Genomic DNA, 18,402 nt, shown 5'->3' with positions numbered 1-18,402 from the left:
GCCAGCGCTGTCTCAGCAGTCAGCCTGGCCGCCGTAAGCGTTCAATCGAGGATACCCGCACCGGGTATTCTCCCTTGCGGCGATCGTCGAAGTACTCTTTCAGGGCCTTGTAAACCACCGGGAAGGCAATTTCATCCCAAGGGATCTGCGCCTCTTCGAACAGTGCTGATTCCACACTCTCCGGCCCCGCGCCAAATGCCCCGCCCTCGATACCGCAGCGGTAGAACATGTAGATCTGGCTGATGTGGGGCACGTCGAAGATGCGATAGAGTTGCAGGTCCACCGCCTTCGCTTCAGCCTCCTCCCAGGTCTCCCGGGCAGCCCCGGCGGCGCTGGTTTCACCATTCTCCATAAAGCCCGCCGGCAGGGTCCAGAAATCGCGACGCGGCTCGATGGCACGGCGACACAACAGCACCCGGCCCTCGTGAACGGGCAGGCACCCCACGATCACCCGGGGATTGGTGTAGTGGATCGCCTCGCAGGACACGCAGACATAGCGCTCCCGGTCATCGCCTTCTGGGATTCGCAGAGTTACGGAGTTGCCGCAGCTGGAGCAATAATTCATGGGACAGGATTCACGGCGGGGCCAAACGCCCCAGTATAGTCATTTCGCCGGGCTGCCAAAAGGATGCCAAAAGGGTGCCAACAAGGGCGCCCGGTAGAGCCCCCGCAGGCTCAGTGGAGCTCGCCGTAGGCACCACCGTAGAACAGCAGCGGTTTGCCCGTCGGGCGATGGGTCATATTGCGAACGCGGCCGACAATGATGAGGTGATCCCCGCCAGAGTGGGTGGCATCGAGTTCACACTCGAAGGTCACCAATGCATTGCGAATGACCGGTGCGCCATACTTGCCCGGGCGGAAATGCTCGGCCTTCAGGGCGTGCTCACCCTTGCGAGCGTACTCACCCGACAACGCCTCCTGCTCGCTGGACAGCACGTTGATATTGAAATAGCGCGCCGCGGCATAGTCGCGGTAGACGTCAGAATTATTCTGCAGGCTCCACAGCACCAGGGGTGGCTCGAGCGAGACGGCGGCGAAGGAATTCGCCGTCATGCCGATCGGCTGATGCTCGTCGGTGGTGGTGGTAATGATACAGACTCCCGTGGCAAAGCGTCCGAGAGCATTCCTGAGTTCGCGTCCTTCCATACCTGCTATTCCTTATCCTGTTGCGGCAAATGTGCCCTGTATTCTCGTTGCCCGCCAGGCAGCGGGCATCCCCCATTCAGGTGTATCTCACCAGCGCTCGGCTCGCGCCTGGTCGCTGCTGCGTGACTCGACCCAGCGCTCGCCGAACTCGCCGTACTCCTTCTTCCAGAACGGTGCCCGGGTCTTGAGGTAGTCCATGACAAACTCGCAGCCGGCAAAGGCCTCGCCCCGGTGGGTAGCGCTGGTGCCAACCCACACAATCTGGGCCCCGGCGGGCAGGTGGCCCACCCGGTGCAGCACGCTCACCGCCTTCAGGGACCAGCGCGACATCGCCTCGCGAGCAATCGTTTCGATGCTGTGCTCTGTCATGCCCGGGTAGTGCTCCAGCGAAATCCCGCTGACGCCGCCACCTCCCTTGACGTAGCCGGTAAACGTGACCACCGCGCCGGCGTCATTCCCCTCCAGCTCACGCTGCAGCTGCAGGGGGTCGAAGTCCCCGGCCTGAACCCGCACGCAGATCGCCATCCACTAGCCTCCCGTTACCGGAGGGTAGAAGGCCACTTCGTCGCCATCGGCTAGCGCGCGGTTGCCGTGCACCACTTCGTGATTGACCGCTCGCAACAGGTTTGGCTCGGCCAGTACCGACCGCCAGGGCTCACCAAGCTGCTGGAGGTGGTCCTGCAGGGCGTCCAGATCAGCAACGTCTGCCTCCGACAGCGCGAGCTCCTCGGTGTCGAGGGCTTCGCGCACCCGGGCAAAAAAGCGCACGCAGATCATGCTTCACCATCCGTACGCTGCCAGTGGCCACTTTTGCCACCCTGCTTTTCCAGCAGTGTGACACTGCGAATTTCCATACCCCGGTCAACGGCCTTGCACATGTCGTAGATCGTCAGGGCGGCCACCGAAGCCGCCGTCAGCGCCTCCATCTCGACCCCGGTCTTCCCGGAAACCCGGCAGCGGGCCAGAATGCGCACTTCACTGGCCTGGCTGTCACTTTCGAAGTCCACGTTGACGCTGTTGAGCATGAGGGGGTGGCAAAGCGGGATCAGGTCGGAGCACTTCTTGGCTGCCTGGATTCCCGCCACCCGGGCCACGGCGAACACATCACCCTTCTTGTGACCACCGGACAACAGCAGCTCGAGGGTCTCGGGCAGCATGGCTACGCAGGCCTGGGCCACGGCCTCGCGCTGAGTGACCGGCTTCTCGCCCACATCCACCATGCGCGCGGCGCCGGTCTCGTCGAGATGGGTCAGTTTGTTCATGCCATTACCTTGTGTTGCGTCTCCGGGTACCGAGCCGGCAAAGTCTATCCAATCGGCCCGCTAATTGACACCGGGGCCGGCGATGAGCGTTCCTGCAAGCCCGTGTGGCCGCCGCGACTGATTGCAGAACGCCACAGCGGCCGTAAAGTAGCGGGATAACACCCACAACGGAGCAGACGAATGGCCAAACTGAAACTGGGACTGCAGCTGGGCTACTGGGGCGCGCAGCCGCCACCCGATTTTATCGAGCGCGCGGTGGAGGCGGAAAACCTGGGGTACGACTCCGTATGGACGGCGGAGTCCTGGGGCAACGACTGCTTTACCCCGCTGGCCTGGATCGGCGCCCGCACCGAGCGCATCCGCCTCGGGACCTCGGTGGCGCAGTTGTCGGCGCGCACCCCCACCGCCTGCGCCATGTCGGCCCTGGCCATGGACCACCTTTCCGGCGGCCGGATGATACTCGGCCTGGGTGTATCGGGCCCGCAGGTTGTCGAAGGCTGGTACGGACAGCCCTATGCCAAGCCGCTCACCCGGACCCGGGAGTACGTGGACATCATCCGTCAGGTGCTGAAGCGCGAGGCGCCGGTCACCTCCGATGGCGAGTTCTACCCCCTGCCCTACCACGGTGACAACGCCTGGGGCATGGGCAAGCCCCTCAAGCCCATCACCCACCCACTGCGCCCCGACCTGCCCATTTTCATCGGCGCCGAGGGGCCAAAGAACGTGACCCAGACCGCCGAGATCGCCGATGGCTGGCTGCCACTTTACTACTCGCCCTATCGCCAGGCCGTGTATGCCAACCAGCTGGCAGGCGCGTCGGCCGGCTTCGAGGTGGCCAGTACCGTGATGGTAAACATCCACGACGACCTGGCGACCGCCCTGCACCCGGTCAAGGCCATGCTGGGCTTCTACATTGGCGGCATGGGCTCGAAGAAGCGCAATTTTCACAAGGAGCTGATGGCACGCATGGGTTTCGAAGCCGAGGCGGATCAAATCCAGGAACTGTTCTTTGCCGGCCAGCGGGACGAGGCGATCGCCTGCGTACCGGACGCCTTCGCCGACGAAATCTCCCTGTGCGGACCGAAGGATCGCATCCGGGAAAAGCTGAAAGACTGGGAGAACTCACCGGTGACCAGCCTGCTGATTCATGGGGAAATCAACCTGATGCGGGAGATGGCGGAGCTGATGCTGTAAGTTCAGCTCTGCGCACATGGCCTCTCTCCGGGCTTTGAATCCCGCTGCCCCTTGCGCTAGTCTGCGGTTTTCAGCACCGGTACACCGATGGCAACCACTCTCAGCAGGCGTAACAAGGCCGGGATCGCGGCGGGCATTGTTGCCCTGCTGGGCTTTGGTATCTACGTCGAAGAGGTGTTCGTCCAGCTATTCCGCGAACGGGCCGAAAGCCTGGAGCGGGAGCAGACCCGGCAGTCGGTCGCCCTTAGCCGGGCCAGGCTGGAGGCGGAACTGTTCCGCAACACCTACCTCTCCGATACCCTCGCCTCCTTCATCACCATGGACCCGGACCTGACCGCGAGCGAGTGGGAGGCCGTGGCCGAAAAGCTGTTTCAGAAGTCCGATACCCTGCGCAATATCGGCATCGCCCCCGGCGACGTCATCGCCCAGATATACCCTTACGAGGGCAATGAAAAAGCACTGGGGTTCGACTATCGCACCGCTCCCGAGCAGATGCGCAGCGTGCGGCTGGCCCGCGAAATGGGCAGCGTCTACATCGCCGGGCCCGTCGCCCTGGTACAGGGAGGTAGCGCCCTGATCGCCCGCTTCCCGATTTTCCGCGACTACCCGAATACCCGGGACTACTGGGGCACGGTCAGTGCAGTAATGAACTTCGACGCCCTGCTGGACAATGCGGGCCTGAATGATTTGCAGGGAGCCTCTATCGCTCTAAGTCGCGCCGGCGATGGAGAGCACATAGCCTCCGGTGAACCCACGGTCATTTACGGTGACCCGGCCGTCGCCCAGAACGCAGACATCCAGCTACCGGTGAATACGCCCTCGGGCGCGTGGCAATTGTCTGCACGCTTTGACTCTCTCACAACGCCAAGTCTGCAGCGGGCCATAGCGATCATCCGCACCATTGCCCTGTTAGTCCTGACGCTAATCATTGCCTCGATTCTGCTGCTACTGCGTGCCTACCACCTCAGCCGCCAGGCCGCCTTGATCGACGAACTTACCCAGGTACCGAACCGCCGATTCATCATGGGGCAGTTGCACCGGCTGGTCAGCGGTGGCTCCCGGCCCGCCCGGTTCGCGGTACTGCTGATCGACCTCAACCGCTTCAAGGAGGTCAATGACACCCTCGGCCACGAGGCTGGAGACGCCCTGTTGGTACACGTGGCCAACGCACTGCAACGGGCGGTGCGAGCGGGTGACAGCGTCGCCCGCCTCGGCGGCGACGAATTCATCGCCGTGTTACACCGGGTATCGGAAAAACAGCAGGCCGAAGCCGTCATCGAAAAAATCCGAACTTCGGTGGAAAGCAACACGCTGGTATGGCACGAGGACGAGATCACACCGTCCATCAGCATTGGCTATTCCCTGTGCCACGGACAGGACACCAGTGTGAAAGAACTACTGGCCAAGGCGGATGAGAGTATGTATCGCGCCAAGGCGGCGCGGCTGGATGTGATTTCGCCCTGGCGCTAGTTTCAGGTCAGGCGTCGAGTTTGTATTCTCCCGCCTCGATCATGCCCTCAAGGATTGCGTACAACCTTTGAGGAGAAACAAAGCATCCGTCGACGCCCGGGGTCGCCATGATATTCAGCATGTAATCCTCTGCAATCAAACCCGGCAGGGTATTGTAGAGGAAGTCTTCCAGCGATTCGGCTGCCGGCAGACAGTCCTTCCAGCCGAATTGTGCTGCGGCTTGCGCAAACTGTTCGTAGGGCCAGAGCGGCATCAGCTGCTGACCGTCGCGCTCCTCCACTATCCACTCACAGCCGTCATCCAGGCCCCAGACTTCCTCTGCTTCGAACACCCGGGTAAGAAAATATTCCAGCCTGGCAGCCTCGGACATCGCTGCAGCTGACTCGACTTCCTTCTGGTAGGGGGCATGGCGCATACACTCACTCCGTTGATTGAGATCATCTGCCGCCGAGTACCTGTACCACGCTCGACAGAAACGGGTCACAATCGGCAACAAGCACACCAATTCAGCGGTAACCAGACCAGTTCAGCAAAAACCGGACCAATTGCGAATCGACGGCCTGGCGCCATCCCGGTTCAGTTTTCCCGTATTTTAACCTGCCGTTCGGCCTGCTTCGTCAGGTTTCAGACAATTCAACGGCTGCCGCAGCAGGAACGCTGTCGGGTTTGCGACAGCGGCAGCGAGAGAACCACTGCATGGTTTTCCAAGTACTTGATTGAATGCAGGAAACTCTCACTTCCAGAAACGGCACGTTACTTGCCCATACCTCTCTGCCGGAGGCTGTCTGGAGTATGGACAGGTCACGGCATTCTCACTTCCCCAGGCGGAGACCCGATCGTGATACTCGACAGCTACCAGGACGACCACCGGTTTTTCAACACCAATTTTTTTGCCCCCACCGGAGATGGCCAGTACCAGGCCTACCGAGGTGATCTCGTCATTACGGATGGAGGCCTCGACGACAAGGGGCACCCCAACCCGCCCGAAGACACCCTGCGGGGGAGCGTAATTCTCGCGAACGACAAAATCCGGATGCTGATCGGCAGCCTCGACGAAGTCGACCTGTTCCCGAAGCTGCTCGCGCGCTTTCAGGCCGATTTCGCCGACGACATCGTGATCATGCTGTTCGCAGTCAATGCGCGAGAGAGCGCCAGGATCCAGGTCGGCAGCGTCGAGGCGACCATCATCCCGCTGGTACAGGGCGTCCCATGGAATGAAGCGATCGACGCACTGGCTCTCGAGAAAAGCGATTTCAAAGGGTATGCCCCGGCCGACAAACTCACCATCGTTTTCAGGGAATTCCAGTCCTACAATGCCAGGGGGCCACTGAAATCGATGGACCAGTTACTCATGGATACCACCCAAGAGAAACGCATGGCCTGGGGAGCCGTGTAATCGCCAGCGAAGGGAACATTCAGGGAGCGCGAGCGCAGTGACCATGAGCAACGAACTGGCGACAGAAAAGCCCTCTACACAACCGCTCAGCCCGCTGGAGTATCGCAGTGATCCCCTCGACACCGTGACCCGCTGGCTTGCCACGGCGGTGCTCGAGCCCGTTCACTACGACTGCATCATCGCGGTAAAACTCAAGATACTCGACGGCAAATGCAAGATGACTGCGCTCGACAAGGTAGTCATGGTGTTACTGTACGAGGCCACCAGATTGCAGCCGACGCTATTGCTGGACGCCGATATCCATGACGTCATTGACCAGGCCTCGCAACATCTACAGGACAACAAGGATGAAGCCGTCAGCGAGGCAATCCGCATCGCTGTTTACGAGACCCGTCTGCTGGCGGAAACAATGATCTCGCGCCCGGTGATGAAGCGATTCAAGCGAACCCTTCGCGAGCAGGGCCTGTTCGAGGCAGTGGCATCCGGCGTTGCGGGTGAATGGCCCCACGAGCACCGACTGATGGGGACGTGATGATCAATACAAAAAAGGGGCCCCGATGGGACCCCTCTTGCATATATGGCGGTGAGGGAGAGATTCGAACTCTCGAACGGTTTCCCGTTACACACTTTCCAGGCGTGCGCCTTCGACCACTCGGCCACCTCACCGTAAATTGTCGACCCTTTGCAGGCCGCCCCGCTCCGTTCACCGCAGCAGAGGGCGCGCATCATACCACAGGATTAGGTGATTTCCAGTCCCGCTGGCAATGAATTTGCTTTGGCGTTACTGCCGGTTCATCCGCGGCAACGGGGACCGCTTTCCTGTGGTGCGGAACGGCGTGATGTCGAGGCCTCCGCGGCGGGTATAGAAGGCCTGAATGTGCAATCCGGAAGGCTTACAGGCGGCCTGCAGGTCGCGGAATATTCGCTCTACGCACTGCTCGTGGAACTCCTGGTGATTGCGGTAGGCCAACAGGTACTCCAGCAGGCCGAGCGGTTCCACGCTCCCTCCCTCCGTGCAGATCCAGACACTGGCCCAGTCGGGCTGGCCGGTCACCGGGCACAGGGAGCGCAGCAGGTGGGTGTGGACTTCCATGCCCTGCCCCGCCACGGGTACCAGCTGTTGCAAGTCGGGCTCCCCACCGCGCCAGGTCGCCGGCTGGTCATCAAGGCAAGCACCAGGGAGTGCCTTGCCGGCCAGGGCAGGGTCATCCGGGGCGAACAGCTCCAGGCTGACCTCGGCGCCGGCCGCGGCAGAGATATCGGCACATATCCGCTGGCAGGCGGTCGCATCATCCCCCAGGCGCTCCTGGTTCAGGGAGTTGAGGTAGAGCTTGAAGGATTTGGACTCCACCAGATTGGCGCTGGTTGCGGGAATGGTAAAGCGCCCCACCCGCGATACGGGCCGCCCCGTCTCATCCAGCCAGGACAGTTCGTAGGCGTGCCAGAGATCCACCCCTCTGAAGGGCAGCGCCCCACCATCAATACCCAGGTTGTCCCGTGCCAGGCAGCGAGGAATCGGGTACAGCAATTCCGGGGCATACTGCTCGCTGACCGGCACCTGCCGGCCTAGTAACAGGCCCTTGTCGTCGATATCTGCCATCGCTTACTGCCGCAGGCGCTTGCCCGAGTTGAGCAGGTGCATGCTATAGAAGAACGCCGCCAGGGTGAACAGGCTGATCATGCCGAAGGCAAAGGGCAGGCTCACGTCCGACACGCCGAGCACGCCATAACGGAAGGCGTTAACCACGTACACCAGCGGATTCAGTTTGGACACGCCGGCCCAGAAGTCCGGCAGCAGGTCCATCGAGTAGAACACGCCACCCAGGTAGATCAGCGGTGTCAGCACGAAGGTCGGTACGATGGAAATGTCGTCGAAATTATTGGCGAACACCGCGTTGATGAACCCCGCCAGGGCAAACAGGATGGACGTCATCAGCACGATGGCCACCACCACGAACCAGCTGTGTATCTGCAGGTGGGTGAAGAACAGGGACACGATGGTCACAATCACCGCCACCAGCAGGCCGCGGGTGACACCGCCTATGACATAGCCCATGAGAATGACGTAGTTGGGTGTCGGTGAGACCAGCAGTTCCTCCACACTGTGATTGAACTTGGAGCCAAAGAAGGAGGACACCACGTTGGAGTAGGAGTTGGTCACAATGGCCATCATGATCAGGCCGGGCACCACGAACTGCATGTAGGTGAAGCCACCCATGTCACCGATGCGCGACCCGATCAGGGAGCCGAAAATCACAAAGTACAGCGACATGGTGATCGCCGAAGGCAGCAGGGTCTGGGTCCAGATACGGGTGTAGCGCCGGATTTCCTTGCGCAGGATGGTCATGAAGGCGACGTACTGCTCGCGGGGGCTCATGCGGCGCCCTCCACCAGGTTCACAAACATCTCTTCCAGGCGATTGGCGCGATTGCGCATGCTGCTCACCTGCACACCGGCACGGTCCAGTTGCGCAAACACGTCATTGATGTGCTGTCCCTTCTCCACTTCCACCTCCAGGCAGTGTTCGTCCATGCGCCGGGTGACAAAGCCGTCCACCGAGAAAGACTCGGGTAGCTCATCCACGCAGTCGAGTATGAACACTTCCCGGTGCAGTCGGCGCACCAGGTCGCGCACCGAGCTGTTCTCGACAATGTTGCCGTGGTTGATGATGGCAATGTTGCGACACAGGGCCTCGGCCTCTTCCAGGTAGTGCGTGGTGAGGATAATGGTGGTGCCGGCGGCGTTGATCTTGCGCAGGAAGTCCCACATGGAGCGGCGCATTTCGATATCCACCCCGGCGGTGGGCTCATCGAGAATCAGCAGGCGGGGTTCGTGCACCAGGGCCCGGGCAATCATCAGGCGTCGCTTCATGCCGCCGGACAGCATCCGCGAGGCCACGTCCCGCTTGTCCCACAGGCCCAGTTCCTTGAGGTACTTTTCCGTGCGCTCGCGAGCGATATCCGCCGGCAGGCCATAGTACCCGGCCTGGTTGATGACGATATCCTCCACCTTCTCGAACACGTTGAAGTTGAATTCCTGGGGCACGATGCCAATGAACTTCTTGGCGGCGGGAAAATCCTCGTCGATATCCACGCCGTGCACCACCACCTTGCCGCCGGACTTGCTGACCAGTGAACAGATGATCCCGATGGTGGTGGATTTGCCGGCGCCGTTGGGCCCGAGCAGGGCAAAAAAATCACCCTGCTGCACTGACAGGCTGATGCCTTTAAGGGCCTGGAAACCGTTGTCGTAGGACTTGCTGAGATTTTCGATGGTCAGGGCTGGTATCATGGAACCTCGCGACTGCCTGCGGGAAACGAAGCGCGACATTGTACCCGCAATCCCCCTGTTAACGAATGCCGAAAACTACGGAACGCCTCTGCATGAATGATCAACAGTACCTGCAACACTGCCTGGCTACCTGGGGCAGCTTTGCCGATACCTTCGTCCAACGCTGCGCCGCCCTGGAAGAAGGCGACCCGCTGAAGCAGCTGGCGAGCGCCTGTCAGGAAGCCGGCGGCGACAGTGATTCACTGTATGCGGAAGGCCCGGGCCTGGTGGCCCGCCTGTTCACCAGCTTCCCGGAATTCGCCCCCACCGTACCGCGCGAACTGCTGTGGTTCCTGGGCGGCGAATGCCTCCACTACCTCACCGACGAGGAACTGGAAGCCTTCCAGCGGGTGGACGAGGAGCGGGCCGCCGCGGCCTCCCGGGGCGAGATCATCGACCTCGCCGCGGCCCGGGCCAAGCTACTGAAAGGCCAGTAAAAAATCATGCGTAAATTGGGATTTCGGGCTTGACGAAGGAGGCGGTGCTACCTACAATGCGCGCCTCTTGATTGAGACCGATGCGTCCCCTTCGTCTAGTGGCCTAGGACACTGCCCTTTCACGGCGGTAACAGGGGTTCGAACCCCCTAGGGGACGCCACTCAATCGAGCACTTCAGGTGCGGGAATAGCTCAGTTGGTAGAGCGCAACCTTGCCAAGGTTGTGGGGGGACGCCCAGTCTCGCCGGTTCCGGCGACCGTGACGACGGTATAAACGCGTATGTGTGCGGGAATAGCTCAGTTGGTAGAGCGCAACCTTGCCAAGGTTGAGGTCGCCGGTTCGAACCCGGTTTCCCGCTCCAATTTCTTCCTTACTCATATCTCCGTGCAAGCATTGAAGGTTTCGATGGTTCGAAATCGGATGCGATCCCAGCCGTTTCCCGCTCCAATTTATTCCTTACTCATATCTCCGTGCACGCATTGAAGGTTTCGATGGTTCGAAATCGGATGCGATCCCAGGCTGGGCGCCCCAGCCGTTGCCCGCTCCAATTTCTTCTCCCTTATAGAAAACCTACCCTTCTACCTCTGCCACCAGCCGTACTGACACGCTGTTGATGCAGTAACGCAGGCCCGTGGGCGCGGGACCATCGCTGAAGACGTGGCCCAGATGGCAGCCACAGGCCTTGCACTGAACCTCGGTGCGGTGCATGCCGTGACTGTGATCGGGTATTTCCAGAATATCGTCGCGGTTGCAGGGGCGGCAGAAACTGGGCCAGCCGCAGCCGGCATCGTATTTGGCGGTAGAGTGGAACAGGGGTTTGTCGCAGCAGCGACAGTGGTACACGCCTGGGGTATCGCAATCCCAGTATTCCCCGGTAAAGGCACGTTCGGTGCCCTGCCCACGGCAGACGTGAAACTCCTGTGGCGAGAGCCGCGCCCGCCAGTAAGCTTCTTCCTGATCGAGCGCCTGACTTTTGCTTTTATCTAGCATCGCGCGCTGCTCCGTCGATCCCGACCCCCGGACAATAACATAGAACAGTGAAACAATTCGCTGCTTTACAGGGCCGGAATACACCCGCCGCGCCCCAACCAGTCAGTCGGATGTGGCCACGCGGTAGAGAATCTCGTCTTCGTAGCCGGTGATAACCGGCCGGTAGCCGGTCAGGGCCTCGTCGAGTCCAGGGTCGTTGGTGTCCACCCGGAGCGGGCGCCCGTCCAGGGCCGCCACCTTGGACTTGGCGGCGATCACGGTGATGTGATCAAGCCCCACCGCGCGAATCACGTCGGGGGAAAGCTGCTGGTTGCCGCGGCCGAAAATATGCCCCTGGCCACCAATCGCGGTGACAATGATATGCGCCGGGCCATGGTGCTCCGCCAGTAGCGCCAGCAGCGCCTGTTCGCTGGCGTCGGCTGCCACTACCTGGTTGTCCAGCAGCGCGTCCACCCCCAATAGCGTCGCCGGCAGGCCGAGTTCTTCCAGCACTGCCGCCGTGGTCGACCCCGGCCCCAGCAGGTACAGGGTATCCGGTTGCAACCCGGGCGCCAGCCAGGCGGCGATATCCGCCGCCACCAGGGCCTGGTCCTCGCGCCCGCCGACCTTGGTGTGCTGGAGAAAGCGCCCCTCCCCCGGGACCATCATCTCGCCGTAGAAGCGCGTCTTAACACGCCCCTCGCGGAAGGCCGTTTCGTCAATGTCGCGCACTTCCTGGTGGCGCAACCCCACCAGGCCGCCGCGGGCCAGTTGCAGCAACAGTTCACCGGCGGCTTCCGGTGACACCGCAAACACGCTGGAATGCATTTTGACGCCGGCGGGAATCCCCAGCACGGGCATCCGGTCACCCACCGCGTCGAAGACATCGCGGGCGGTACCATCCCCGCCGACAAACACCAGCAGGTCGCAGTGCGCCGCCAGCACCGCGGCTGCCCTGCGAGTGTCCTCGGCGCTGCTGGGGCTGTGCCCGGGCTGTCCGAGCACGGTTGCCTCCACGCCCAGTTCCCGCAACAGCCCCTCCCCCATATCGCCACCCCAGGTGCTGTAGGCAATTGGCAGCTGGGACTGCTGCAACATGACCAGGGCGCGTGCCGCGCGTTCGGTGGAGCGCCGTGAGCCGCCGGCTTCGGCGACCTGCTGGCGCAAGGCCTCACCATCGGAGCCTTTCAGGGCCAGGCTGCCGCCAACCCCCGCCAGCGGATTGACCAGCAGGCCGATCGACAGGTCTGCCATCAACCCTCCCCGCTTGCCGGTTCCCGATAGCCCAGCGCACTGGCCCAGGCAGCCGGTGCCGCGGGGGCGTACACGGGGCTCCCCCGCAGCTCCCGCCGTTGCGGATAGTCGCGGCGCAGGGCGTCGAAGGCTGCCGCCACTTCGCTGCCGGGCGCTCCGGCCACGGCGTCCCGCAGGGCGCGATCATCAGCGCGAATCTCGTAACGCGCCTGCAACAGCCAGCGCAGCAAGTCGGCGCCCTGCAGGTTTTCCGGGGCCTGCAGACTGGCCACGGGGGGCCCAGCCAGCTGGCTCTCGGGGGGCACCAGGTCAAAGGCCGTCGCCAGGGCGGCCCCGAGCATGCGCGTACCCTCCAGCTTGGCATCCAGGCTATGGCCGGCGATATGCGGCGTGCCGATATCCACCTGCTCCAGTAATCCCGGCAGCAGGTGCGGCTCATGCTCCCACACATCCATCACACAGCGCTGTCCGGGGGCTGCAGCCAGGCGCTCCAGCAGCGCGGCGTTGTCGACCACTGCGCCACGGCTGGCATTGATCAGCAGGCTGTCGGCGGGCAGTTGCCCGAGCCGGGCGGCGTCGAGCAGGTGATAGCTGGGCCAGGGCTTCTGTCGGGTCAATTCGGGGTGCAGGCACAGCACATCCACGCCCAGCACCTCGTCCAGTTCTGCGGCGTCTTCCACAGCGTCCAGCCAGGGGTCGTAGCAGCGCAGCTGTATGCCCAGCTGGCGTGCGCAGCGGGCCAGCGCGCGCCCCACATGCCCCTGACCAACGATGCCCAACACACCGCCCGCCAACAGCCTCTCCAGGTAGTCGTCACAGGCCGCTATACCGGCCAGGACATATTCCACCACGGCATTGGCATTGGACCCGCGGGCGTGGGCAAACCGGACCCCCTGGGTTTGCAGGTAGTGCTGGTCGACATGCTCCAGGCCGCTGGTGGCGGTGCCGACAAACTGCACCCCGGTCCCTTGCAGCAGTGAACTGTCGACGCTGGTCACAGAGCGCACCAGCAGTACATCGGCGCCTTCCAGCTGGCCGCGGCGCAGGTTGCGCCCCTCTACCAGTTCCACCGAGCCGTACTGGCTGAATACCGCTTCCACACCGCGCATGTTGGCGTCGGCTACTATTTTCAGTCCGCTCATATAATCTCTCTAGCCGGCCAGCCGACCGGCAAGTTGTTCAGTGCGCTGCAGGAGCCTCCCACCCAGGCCCAACTCCGACAGATAGTCTGCAAACGCGGCAATCGATGATTCCTCCAGGTGCCACTGTGGCACCTGTTCCACCCCGGGAACTGCACACTCGAGTCGCGCAAGCTGGCGGGACAACAGGGCCTGGGGCCAGTGTGCCTGCAATTTACGCTCCAGACTGGCCGCCCCGCGCAGGGGTAACTGCGCTACCGTGTCGAGCTGTGCTCCCAGTGTGTCGAGGTCAGTGTAGCGCTCCAGCAGGGCGGCGGCGCTCCGCGGCCCTACTCCCGGTATCCCCGGGATGTCATCCACGCTGTCACCCACCAGCCCCTGGTAGTCGGGAAACTGTTCAGGGCGAACGCCAAAGCGCGCCATGAAGCCCGCGGCATCCAGCGCCTCGTCAGCAGCGGCGTCCCACAGGGTGTCCTCCGCCGCCAGCAACTGGCCCAGGTCCTTGTCCCGGCTGACCAGGGTCACCGCACGCCCCTGCTCGCGGCAGAGACGGGCCAGGGTCGCCAGGTAGTCATCCGCCTCATACAGGGGCCCGCTGTAACAGCTGATGCCGAGACACTCGGTAAGTTCCCGGCAGGCCTGCAGCTGGAAAGCCAGGGCCTCGTCGGGCAGGGTGCGGCTGCACTTGTAGTCGGGATAGATCCGGTTGCGGAAACAACTGCCGAGGCTTTCGTCAAAGGCCGCCGCCAGGGTCGCAGCCGGCACGCAGCGTTCGGCCATCCCCAGCAAAAAACCGGCGTAACCGACCACCGCGTTCAAGGGCATGCCCGCCGCCGTATGCCAGCGATCGGGGAGGGAAAACCAGGCGCGGAAAATGTATATCGAGGCATCGACCAGCCAGGCCTGCTCACGCATCAGGCCAGCTCGTCCCTGCGAAACAGGAGATCGGACAGGCGCACTCCGGTACCAAACTCCGCACTCAGGGCGTCAAACCAGCGCGCGGCCCGCGGCGCCATACCCCGGCCCACACGGGTGTTGGCAGCGGTAGTGACCTGATCGCAAAAGGTGGCGTGCTGCGAGCGCGCCGCCTCGCCACCCTCCAGGTTATCGAGACTCACCCGGAACGGATAGCCGCAGGCCCTGGCGAAGCACCACTCCAGTGCCTGGGGTGCCACTTCCACCTGCTGAAAGGCCGCCTGCTGCTCCGGATTGCGGCCGTCGGGCGCATACCAGTAGCCAAAATCCCGCAGCAGGCGCCGCCCGGGGCCGGCAATACACCAGTGTGCCGACTCGTGCAGGGCGCTGGCGAAATAGTCTTCCCGGTAATACAGCCGGTGATAGCCAACGGGACCACCGGGGCCGGGCTCTCCCGCAGGGATATATTCCGGTTCCGGGGCCCCACCGATCAGGCGGGTATTCTCGGACCGCGCAAAGCAGGCGTCGAACACCCGCTCCAGGCGCTGGCTGACATGAACGCGGGTGCACCCGGGACTCAGGGCTGCGGTCACTGTTCGCTCCCGGATTTACGCAGCCAGTAGCGGAACTGTCCCGCGGATTCTTCCTGGGCCAGCAATTCGTGGCCGAGAAACTGGCAGAAACGGGGAATATCGCGCTGGGTGGCCGGGTCGCTGGCCAGTACCTCGAGCACCTCCCCCACCGCCATGTCGCGCACCTTGTTGTGCAGCAACATCACGGGCTCAGGGCAGTACAGCCCGGTAGTATCCAGGTGGTGCTGGCTGACGATGGGCTCTGCGCTCACGCCTCGCCCTCCTCCAGCCACTGCCGCGCGCTGTCCCGGTCCACCAGGTCCCAGTGTTCCGACTCACTGTCGTACAGCAACTTAAGCGCCCCGCTATCGAGCCCCCGGCGCAGGTGACTCACCTTCTCCCCGAGGCTGGCCTCCCGCAGGCCGTAGTCAGTGCCGTCGCGGGAGGCAAACTCCTCCAGCAGCGCCAGCAGGGTTTCCGGGGCCAGCTGGCCCACGGGAATGTCGAGCAATTGCGCCATTACTTCGCCGGGCGGGCAAACAGCAGGGTCATGCGATCGCTCTCGCCGATGGCCTGGTACTTGTCTCGGTTGGTGTCGCCGGCGCGGAAAGAAGGCGGCAGGTTCCAGACGCCATCCGGGTGGTCTGCGGTGTCCTTCGGATTGGCGTTCACCTCGCTGCGCTCGACCAGTTCAAAACCTGCTTTTTTGGCGGCCGCGATGACGTAGTCCTCGGTGACGTAGCCCGAAGCCTTCATGGCTTCGACATCGGTACCCGGCTTGGCGCGGTGCTGCACGATACCAAACCGACCGCCCGGCTTCAGGGCTGTATACACCGCTTTGAAGGTCGGCTCGAGGACGTCACCGCGCATCCAGCTGTGCACGTTGCGAAAGGCCACGGCCAGGTCGACCGAACCTGCCGGTGCAGCTGTCATCTCGGCGGGGGGTTGCAGCTGGGTCACGATCACGCTGCCATACAGATCCTGCTCGGCGGCGAGTTTCTGCAGGAATTTACCCAGGGAATTGCGGTAGTAACTGCTGGGCGGGTTGAGACTGCCATGGGCCGCGTAGAACGTGCCGTTACCCGCCACCAGCGGGGCAATCACTTCCGTGTACCAGCCACCACCGGGCGCGACTTCCAGCACCGTCATGCCTTCTGACAGGCCGAAAAATTCGAGGGTCTCGCGGGGATGACGAAACTCGTCGCGGGCTTTGTTGGCCTCGCTGCGTTGAGCGCCATTGAGGGCAGTATCCCAGTCCAGTGCGGCCTGGGCGAAGCCAGTCGTCAAGGCCAGTACCAGTGCGATGCCATATTTCATGAAGTGCTCCTTATAACGAGGGGAAATTGCGCGTTAATATACGGGTTGCGCTTATGAATGTGGAGTCCAGCGGCATGGAAACATCCTTTATTGTCACCTTTATCGGAGATGACCGGCCCGGCCTGGTCGAACAGCTTTCCTCGGTGATCGGCGCCGCCGGTGGTAACTGGCAGGAGAGCCGGCTGACCCAGCTGGGCGGCAAGTTTGCCGGACTGGTACTGGTCAGCCTGCCCACGGAAAAGGCCGATAGCCTCGAGGCCGAGCTGAAGGGCCTGGCCGCCAGTGGCCTGAGTGTACGCGTCACTCCCACCGGTGCTCACGTCGCCCTGGCGGAGGCCCGGCGTATCAAACTCAGCGTGCTGGGGCCGGACCGGCCCGGTATCGTCCTGGAAATATCGCGGGCGCTCGCCCGGCGGCATTTCAATGTGGTGGAGATGGACAGCGAAGTGGTCAGTGCGCCGATGAGCGCGGAGCCGATGTTCGAGGCCATGATCGAGGCCGACATCGCACCCGAAGCCCGGCTCGAGGAACTGTCCGACGCGCTGGAGACCATCGGCAATGACATGTTGCTGGAGATCGACCTCGAGGAGATTATCAGCTCACCGAAGGGGTAGAGGCGCCAGCAAGGGCGCTAGTCCCGACGCCGCAGCAGCCGGCGCAGACCGATCCACAGGGCGACGAACAGGCCGGCGCCGACGATCGCGATCACCACCATCAGGGCGCTGCCCAGGGCCAGTTCGACAACGGTATCCACCGGCACGCCGAACTGGTCGATCGCCGCCCACACCAGGGTTGCCAGCGCCAGCACCCCCAGCACCATGGTCCGGCGAAAGCGCTTTGCGGCGCGCGATGCCGCCATGGCCTAGCGCTCCTCCGGCGCCCGGGGCGGCAACACCGGTGTATCGCACTGCACGTCCATGTTCTGGGCCCGGTGGCGCAGGGCGTGGTCCATCAGTACCAGCGCCAGCATGGCTTCGGCAATCGGCGTGGCCCGTATGCCGACACAGGGGTCGTGACGACCATGGGTCACCATTTCCATGGCATTGCCGCTGGTGTCGATAGTGGCGCCCGGCTGGCGGATGCTGGACGTCGGTTTGAGGGCGATACTCACGGTAATGTCCTGGCCGCTGGAAATACCGCCCAACACACCGCCGGCGTTGTTGCCGATAAAACCTTCCGGGGTCAGCAGGTCGCGGTGTTCGCTGCCATGCTGTTCCACGCTGGCAAAGCCGGCGCCAATTTCCACCCCCTTCACCGCGTTAATGCCCATCATCGCGCTGGCGATATCGGCGTCGAGGCGGTCGAAAACCGGCTCCCCCAGCCCGGGCATCACACCGCTGGCCACCACATTGATACGCGCACCGATGGAGTCGCCCCGCTTGTTGAGGGCAGCCATGAACTGCTCCATTTCCGGCACTTTAGCGGCGTCGGGACAGAAGAAGGGGTTGGTTTCCACCACCGACCAGTCCAGTTGCTCAGCCTTGATCGGCCCCAACTGGCTGAGGTAACCGCGAATCTCGATCCCGTAGCGCTCGCGCAGGTATTTCTTGGCGATACCACCGGCCGCCACCCGCATGGCGGTTTCCCGGGCAGAGGAGCGTCCGCCGCCGCGGTAGTCGCGAAAGCCGTACTTCTGGTTGTAGGTGTAATCCGCGTGGGCCGGGCGGAAGGTGTTCTGGATATTGGAGTAATCCTTGGAGCGCTGGTCGGTATTCTCGATCAGCAGGCCGATGGACGTTCCGGTGGTTTTACCCTCGAACACGCCCGACAGAATCCTGACCTCGTCAGCCTCGCGGCGCTGGGTGGTAAAGCGCGAAGTGCCGGGCTTGCGCCGGTCCAGGTCGTGCTGCAGGTCACTGGCATCCAGTTCCAGGCCGGGAGGGCAGCCGTCGACAATACACCCCAGGGCCGGGCCGTGGCTTTCGCCAAAGCTGGTAACGGTAAACAGTTTGCCAAAGGTATTGCCGGCCATGAACGGAGATCTCGTGCGAAAAGCCGCCC

Annotated in this window: 25 protein-coding genes and 3 tRNA genes; 8 read left to right on the top strand and 20 right to left on the bottom strand. The window is 62.8% G+C overall.

What is annotated here, in order from left to right:
- Positions 1–19 precede the first annotated feature (19 nt).
- The 5 genes from FV139_RS07175 to moaC form a co-directional block, all read right to left on the bottom strand.
- Positions 20–565 carry an NUDIX hydrolase gene (locus FV139_RS07175; RefSeq protein WP_148067559.1) on the bottom strand — a complete coding sequence of 182 codons (546 nt, stop codon included), beginning with the start codon at positions 563–565 and terminating at the stop codon, positions 20–22.
- 110 nt (positions 566–675) lie between these two features.
- A complete protein-coding gene (locus tag FV139_RS07170; protein ID WP_148067558.1) occupies positions 676–1,146 on the bottom strand; it encodes a flavin reductase family protein in 471 nt (156 codons plus the stop codon).
- Positions 1,147–1,233: 87 nt separating this feature from the next.
- On the bottom strand, positions 1,234–1,671 hold the full coding sequence (locus tag FV139_RS07165; RefSeq protein ID WP_148067557.1) for a molybdenum cofactor biosynthesis protein MoaE: 438 nt from the start codon (positions 1,669–1,671) through the stop codon (positions 1,234–1,236).
- Between the two features lie 3 nt (positions 1,672–1,674).
- Positions 1,675–1,923, bottom strand: coding sequence for a MoaD/ThiS family protein (locus FV139_RS07160; protein WP_148067556.1), 249 nt, complete (start codon positions 1,921–1,923; stop codon positions 1,675–1,677).
- On the bottom strand, positions 1,920–2,408 hold the full coding sequence (moaC, locus tag FV139_RS07155) for a cyclic pyranopterin monophosphate synthase MoaC (protein ID WP_148067555.1): 489 nt from the start codon (positions 2,406–2,408) through the stop codon (positions 1,920–1,922). Before moaC ends, FV139_RS07160 begins: the two co-directional genes overlap by 4 nt.
- Positions 2,409–2,588: 180 nt before the next feature.
- On the opposite strand from moaC, the gene FV139_RS07150 reads away from it, so the two are divergent.
- Positions 2,589–3,602 (top strand): LLM class F420-dependent oxidoreductase, encoded by a 1,014-nt coding sequence (locus FV139_RS07150; RefSeq protein WP_213004045.1) that lies wholly within the window; start codon positions 2,589–2,591, stop codon positions 3,600–3,602.
- An 87-nt stretch (positions 3,603–3,689) separates the two neighbouring features.
- A complete protein-coding gene (locus FV139_RS07145; RefSeq protein ID WP_148067554.1) occupies positions 3,690–5,072 on the top strand; it encodes a diguanylate cyclase domain-containing protein in 1,383 nt (460 codons plus the stop codon).
- A 7-nt stretch (positions 5,073–5,079) separates the two neighbouring features.
- Here FV139_RS07145 and FV139_RS07140 read toward each other — a convergent pair whose 3' ends face one another.
- Positions 5,080–5,487 carry a DUF2750 domain-containing protein gene (locus FV139_RS07140; protein ID WP_148067553.1) on the bottom strand — a complete coding sequence of 136 codons (408 nt, stop codon included), beginning with the start codon at positions 5,485–5,487 and terminating at the stop codon, positions 5,080–5,082.
- Between the two features lie 423 nt (positions 5,488–5,910).
- Between FV139_RS07140 and FV139_RS07135 the strand changes: the two genes are divergently transcribed.
- Both FV139_RS07135 and FV139_RS07130 read left to right on the top strand, forming a co-directional pair.
- Positions 5,911–6,468, top strand: coding sequence for a hypothetical protein (locus tag FV139_RS07135; protein ID WP_148067552.1), 558 nt, complete (start codon positions 5,911–5,913; stop codon positions 6,466–6,468).
- Between the two features lie 37 nt (positions 6,469–6,505).
- Positions 6,506–7,000, top strand: a complete 495-nt coding sequence (locus tag FV139_RS07130) for a hypothetical protein (RefSeq protein ID WP_213004044.1) — start codon at positions 6,506–6,508, stop codon at positions 6,998–7,000.
- A gap of 46 nt (positions 7,001–7,046) precedes the next feature.
- Here the strand turns inward: FV139_RS07130 and FV139_RS07125 are convergent.
- From FV139_RS07125 to FV139_RS07110, 4 genes are all read right to left on the bottom strand, one after another.
- A tRNA-Ser gene (locus tag FV139_RS07125) sits at positions 7,047–7,134 on the bottom strand.
- 115 nt (positions 7,135–7,249) lie between these two features.
- The gene (gene queF / locus FV139_RS07120; RefSeq protein WP_148067551.1) at positions 7,250–8,068 is read right to left on the bottom strand and encodes an NADPH-dependent 7-cyano-7-deazaguanine reductase QueF; all 819 of its coding nucleotides are present in this window, start codon (positions 8,066–8,068) and stop codon (positions 7,250–7,252) included.
- 3 nt (positions 8,069–8,071) lie between these two features.
- A complete protein-coding gene (locus FV139_RS07115) occupies positions 8,072–8,845 on the bottom strand; it encodes an ABC transporter permease (protein ID WP_148067550.1) in 774 nt (257 codons plus the stop codon).
- Positions 8,842–9,759, bottom strand: a complete 918-nt coding sequence (locus tag FV139_RS07110; protein WP_148067549.1) for an ABC transporter ATP-binding protein — start codon at positions 9,757–9,759, stop codon at positions 8,842–8,844. The genes FV139_RS07115 and FV139_RS07110 overlap by 4 nt, the downstream gene beginning before the upstream one ends.
- Positions 9,760–9,851: 92 nt before the next feature.
- Between FV139_RS07110 and FV139_RS07105 the strand changes: the two genes are divergently transcribed.
- The 3 genes from FV139_RS07105 (at position 9,852) to FV139_RS07095 (ending at position 10,596) form a co-directional block, all read left to right on the top strand.
- Positions 9,852–10,235: a PA2817 family protein gene (locus FV139_RS07105; protein WP_148067548.1), complete on the top strand. Its 384-nt coding sequence runs from the start codon at positions 9,852–9,854 to the stop codon at positions 10,233–10,235.
- An 84-nt stretch (positions 10,236–10,319) separates the two neighbouring features.
- A tRNA-Glu gene (locus tag FV139_RS07100) sits at positions 10,320–10,395 on the top strand.
- A gap of 125 nt (positions 10,396–10,520) precedes the next feature.
- A tRNA-Gly gene (locus FV139_RS07095) sits at positions 10,521–10,596 on the top strand.
- A gap of 209 nt (positions 10,597–10,805) precedes the next feature.
- On the opposite strand, the gene msrB is transcribed toward FV139_RS07095, so the two are convergent.
- From msrB to FV139_RS07055, 8 genes are all read right to left on the bottom strand, one after another.
- Entirely contained in the window at positions 10,806–11,225 is a 420-nt protein-coding gene (gene msrB, locus FV139_RS07090; protein WP_148067547.1) for a peptide-methionine (R)-S-oxide reductase MsrB, read from the bottom strand.
- 102 nt (positions 11,226–11,327) lie between these two features.
- The gene (locus FV139_RS07085) at positions 11,328–12,458 is read right to left on the bottom strand and encodes an ATP-NAD kinase family protein (protein WP_148067546.1); all 1,131 of its coding nucleotides are present in this window, start codon (positions 12,456–12,458) and stop codon (positions 11,328–11,330) included.
- Positions 12,458–13,600 (bottom strand): 4-phosphoerythronate dehydrogenase, encoded by a 1,143-nt coding sequence (locus tag FV139_RS07080; RefSeq protein WP_148067545.1) that lies wholly within the window; start codon positions 13,598–13,600, stop codon positions 12,458–12,460. The genes FV139_RS07085 and FV139_RS07080 overlap by 1 nt, the downstream gene beginning before the upstream one ends.
- 9 nt (positions 13,601–13,609) lie before the next feature.
- Positions 13,610–14,512: a 5'-3' exonuclease gene (locus FV139_RS07075; RefSeq protein WP_148067544.1), complete on the bottom strand. Its 903-nt coding sequence runs from the start codon at positions 14,510–14,512 to the stop codon at positions 13,610–13,612.
- Entirely contained in the window at positions 14,512–15,105 is a 594-nt protein-coding gene (locus FV139_RS07070; protein ID WP_235898572.1) for an elongation factor P hydroxylase, read from the bottom strand. The genes FV139_RS07075 and FV139_RS07070 overlap by 1 nt, the downstream gene beginning before the upstream one ends.
- The gene (gene tusA, locus FV139_RS07065; RefSeq protein WP_213004043.1) at positions 15,102–15,356 is read right to left on the bottom strand and encodes a sulfurtransferase TusA; all 255 of its coding nucleotides are present in this window, start codon (positions 15,354–15,356) and stop codon (positions 15,102–15,104) included. The genes FV139_RS07070 and tusA overlap by 4 nt, the downstream gene beginning before the upstream one ends.
- Complete coding sequence (locus FV139_RS07060; protein WP_148067543.1) at positions 15,353–15,604, bottom strand: YheU family protein; 252 nt, start codon at positions 15,602–15,604, stop codon at positions 15,353–15,355. The genes tusA and FV139_RS07060 overlap by 4 nt, the downstream gene beginning before the upstream one ends.
- Complete coding sequence (locus FV139_RS07055; RefSeq protein WP_148067542.1) at positions 15,604–16,401, bottom strand: class I SAM-dependent methyltransferase; 798 nt, start codon at positions 16,399–16,401, stop codon at positions 15,604–15,606. The genes FV139_RS07060 and FV139_RS07055 overlap by 1 nt, the downstream gene beginning before the upstream one ends.
- 74 nt (positions 16,402–16,475) lie before the next feature.
- Between FV139_RS07055 and FV139_RS07050 the strand changes: the two genes are divergently transcribed.
- On the top strand, positions 16,476–17,015 hold the full coding sequence (locus FV139_RS07050) for a glycine cleavage system protein R (RefSeq protein WP_187276438.1): 540 nt from the start codon (positions 16,476–16,478) through the stop codon (positions 17,013–17,015).
- A gap of 17 nt (positions 17,016–17,032) precedes the next feature.
- Here FV139_RS07050 and FV139_RS07045 read toward each other — a convergent pair whose 3' ends face one another.
- Both FV139_RS07045 and aroC read right to left on the bottom strand, forming a co-directional pair.
- Positions 17,033–17,260, bottom strand: coding sequence for a hypothetical protein (locus tag FV139_RS07045; RefSeq protein WP_148067540.1), 228 nt, complete (start codon positions 17,258–17,260; stop codon positions 17,033–17,035).
- Positions 17,261–17,263: 3 nt separating this feature from the next.
- A complete protein-coding gene (gene aroC, locus FV139_RS07040; RefSeq protein WP_148067539.1) occupies positions 17,264–18,373 on the bottom strand; it encodes a chorismate synthase in 1,110 nt (369 codons plus the stop codon).
- Positions 18,374–18,402 lie beyond the last annotated feature (29 nt).

The organism is Parahaliea maris (assembly GCF_008064665.1).
Lineage (GTDB): Bacteria > Pseudomonadota > Gammaproteobacteria > Pseudomonadales > Halieaceae > Parahaliea > Parahaliea maris.
This window is presented reverse-complemented; position numbering and strand designations above follow the sequence as displayed.

What these genes read in the sequence shown, in the direction of transcription:
- FV139_RS07175 (WP_148067559.1), bottom strand. Translation starts at nt 565, where the DNA reads ATGAATTATTGCTCCAGCTGCGGCAACTCCGTAACTCTGCGAATCCCA.
- FV139_RS07170 (WP_148067558.1), bottom strand. Translation starts at nt 1,146, where the DNA reads ATGGAAGGACGCGAACTCAGGAATGCTCTCGGACGCTTTGCCACGGGA.
- FV139_RS07165 (WP_148067557.1), bottom strand. Translation starts at nt 1,671, where the DNA reads ATGGCGATCTGCGTGCGGGTTCAGGCCGGGGACTTCGACCCCCTGCAG.
- FV139_RS07160 (WP_148067556.1), bottom strand. Translation starts at nt 1,923, where the DNA reads ATGATCTGCGTGCGCTTTTTTGCCCGGGTGCGCGAAGCCCTCGACACC.
- moaC (WP_148067555.1), bottom strand. Translation starts at nt 2,408, where the DNA reads ATGAACAAACTGACCCATCTCGACGAGACCGGCGCCGCGCGCATGGTG.
- FV139_RS07150 (WP_213004045.1), top strand. Translation starts at nt 2,589, where the DNA reads ATGGCCAAACTGAAACTGGGACTGCAGCTGGGCTACTGGGGCGCGCAG.
- FV139_RS07145 (WP_148067554.1), top strand. Translation starts at nt 3,690, where the DNA reads ATGGCAACCACTCTCAGCAGGCGTAACAAGGCCGGGATCGCGGCGGGC.
- FV139_RS07140 (WP_148067553.1), bottom strand. Translation starts at nt 5,487, where the DNA reads ATGCGCCATGCCCCCTACCAGAAGGAAGTCGAGTCAGCTGCAGCGATG.
- queF (WP_148067551.1), bottom strand. Translation starts at nt 8,068, where the DNA reads ATGGCAGATATCGACGACAAGGGCCTGTTACTAGGCCGGCAGGTGCCG.
- FV139_RS07115 (WP_148067550.1), bottom strand. Translation starts at nt 8,845, where the DNA reads ATGAGCCCCCGCGAGCAGTACGTCGCCTTCATGACCATCCTGCGCAAG.
- FV139_RS07110 (WP_148067549.1), bottom strand. Translation starts at nt 9,759, where the DNA reads ATGATACCAGCCCTGACCATCGAAAATCTCAGCAAGTCCTACGACAAC.
- FV139_RS07105 (WP_148067548.1), top strand. Translation starts at nt 9,852, where the DNA reads ATGAATGATCAACAGTACCTGCAACACTGCCTGGCTACCTGGGGCAGC.
- msrB (WP_148067547.1), bottom strand. Translation starts at nt 11,225, where the DNA reads ATGCTAGATAAAAGCAAAAGTCAGGCGCTCGATCAGGAAGAAGCTTAC.
- FV139_RS07085 (WP_148067546.1), bottom strand. Translation starts at nt 12,458, where the DNA reads ATGGCAGACCTGTCGATCGGCCTGCTGGTCAATCCGCTGGCGGGGGTT.
- FV139_RS07080 (WP_148067545.1), bottom strand. Translation starts at nt 13,600, where the DNA reads ATGAGCGGACTGAAAATAGTAGCCGACGCCAACATGCGCGGTGTGGAA.
- FV139_RS07075 (WP_148067544.1), bottom strand. Translation starts at nt 14,512, where the DNA reads ATGCGTGAGCAGGCCTGGCTGGTCGATGCCTCGATATACATTTTCCGC.
- FV139_RS07060 (WP_148067543.1), bottom strand. Translation starts at nt 15,604, where the DNA reads ATGGCGCAATTGCTCGACATTCCCGTGGGCCAGCTGGCCCCGGAAACC.
- FV139_RS07055 (WP_148067542.1), bottom strand. Translation starts at nt 16,401, where the DNA reads ATGAAATATGGCATCGCACTGGTACTGGCCTTGACGACTGGCTTCGCC.
- FV139_RS07050 (WP_187276438.1), top strand. Translation starts at nt 16,476, where the DNA reads ATGGAAACATCCTTTATTGTCACCTTTATCGGAGATGACCGGCCCGGC.
- FV139_RS07045 (WP_148067540.1), bottom strand. Translation starts at nt 17,260, where the DNA reads ATGGCGGCATCGCGCGCCGCAAAGCGCTTTCGCCGGACCATGGTGCTG.
- aroC (WP_148067539.1), bottom strand. Translation starts at nt 18,373, where the DNA reads ATGGCCGGCAATACCTTTGGCAAACTGTTTACCGTTACCAGCTTTGGC.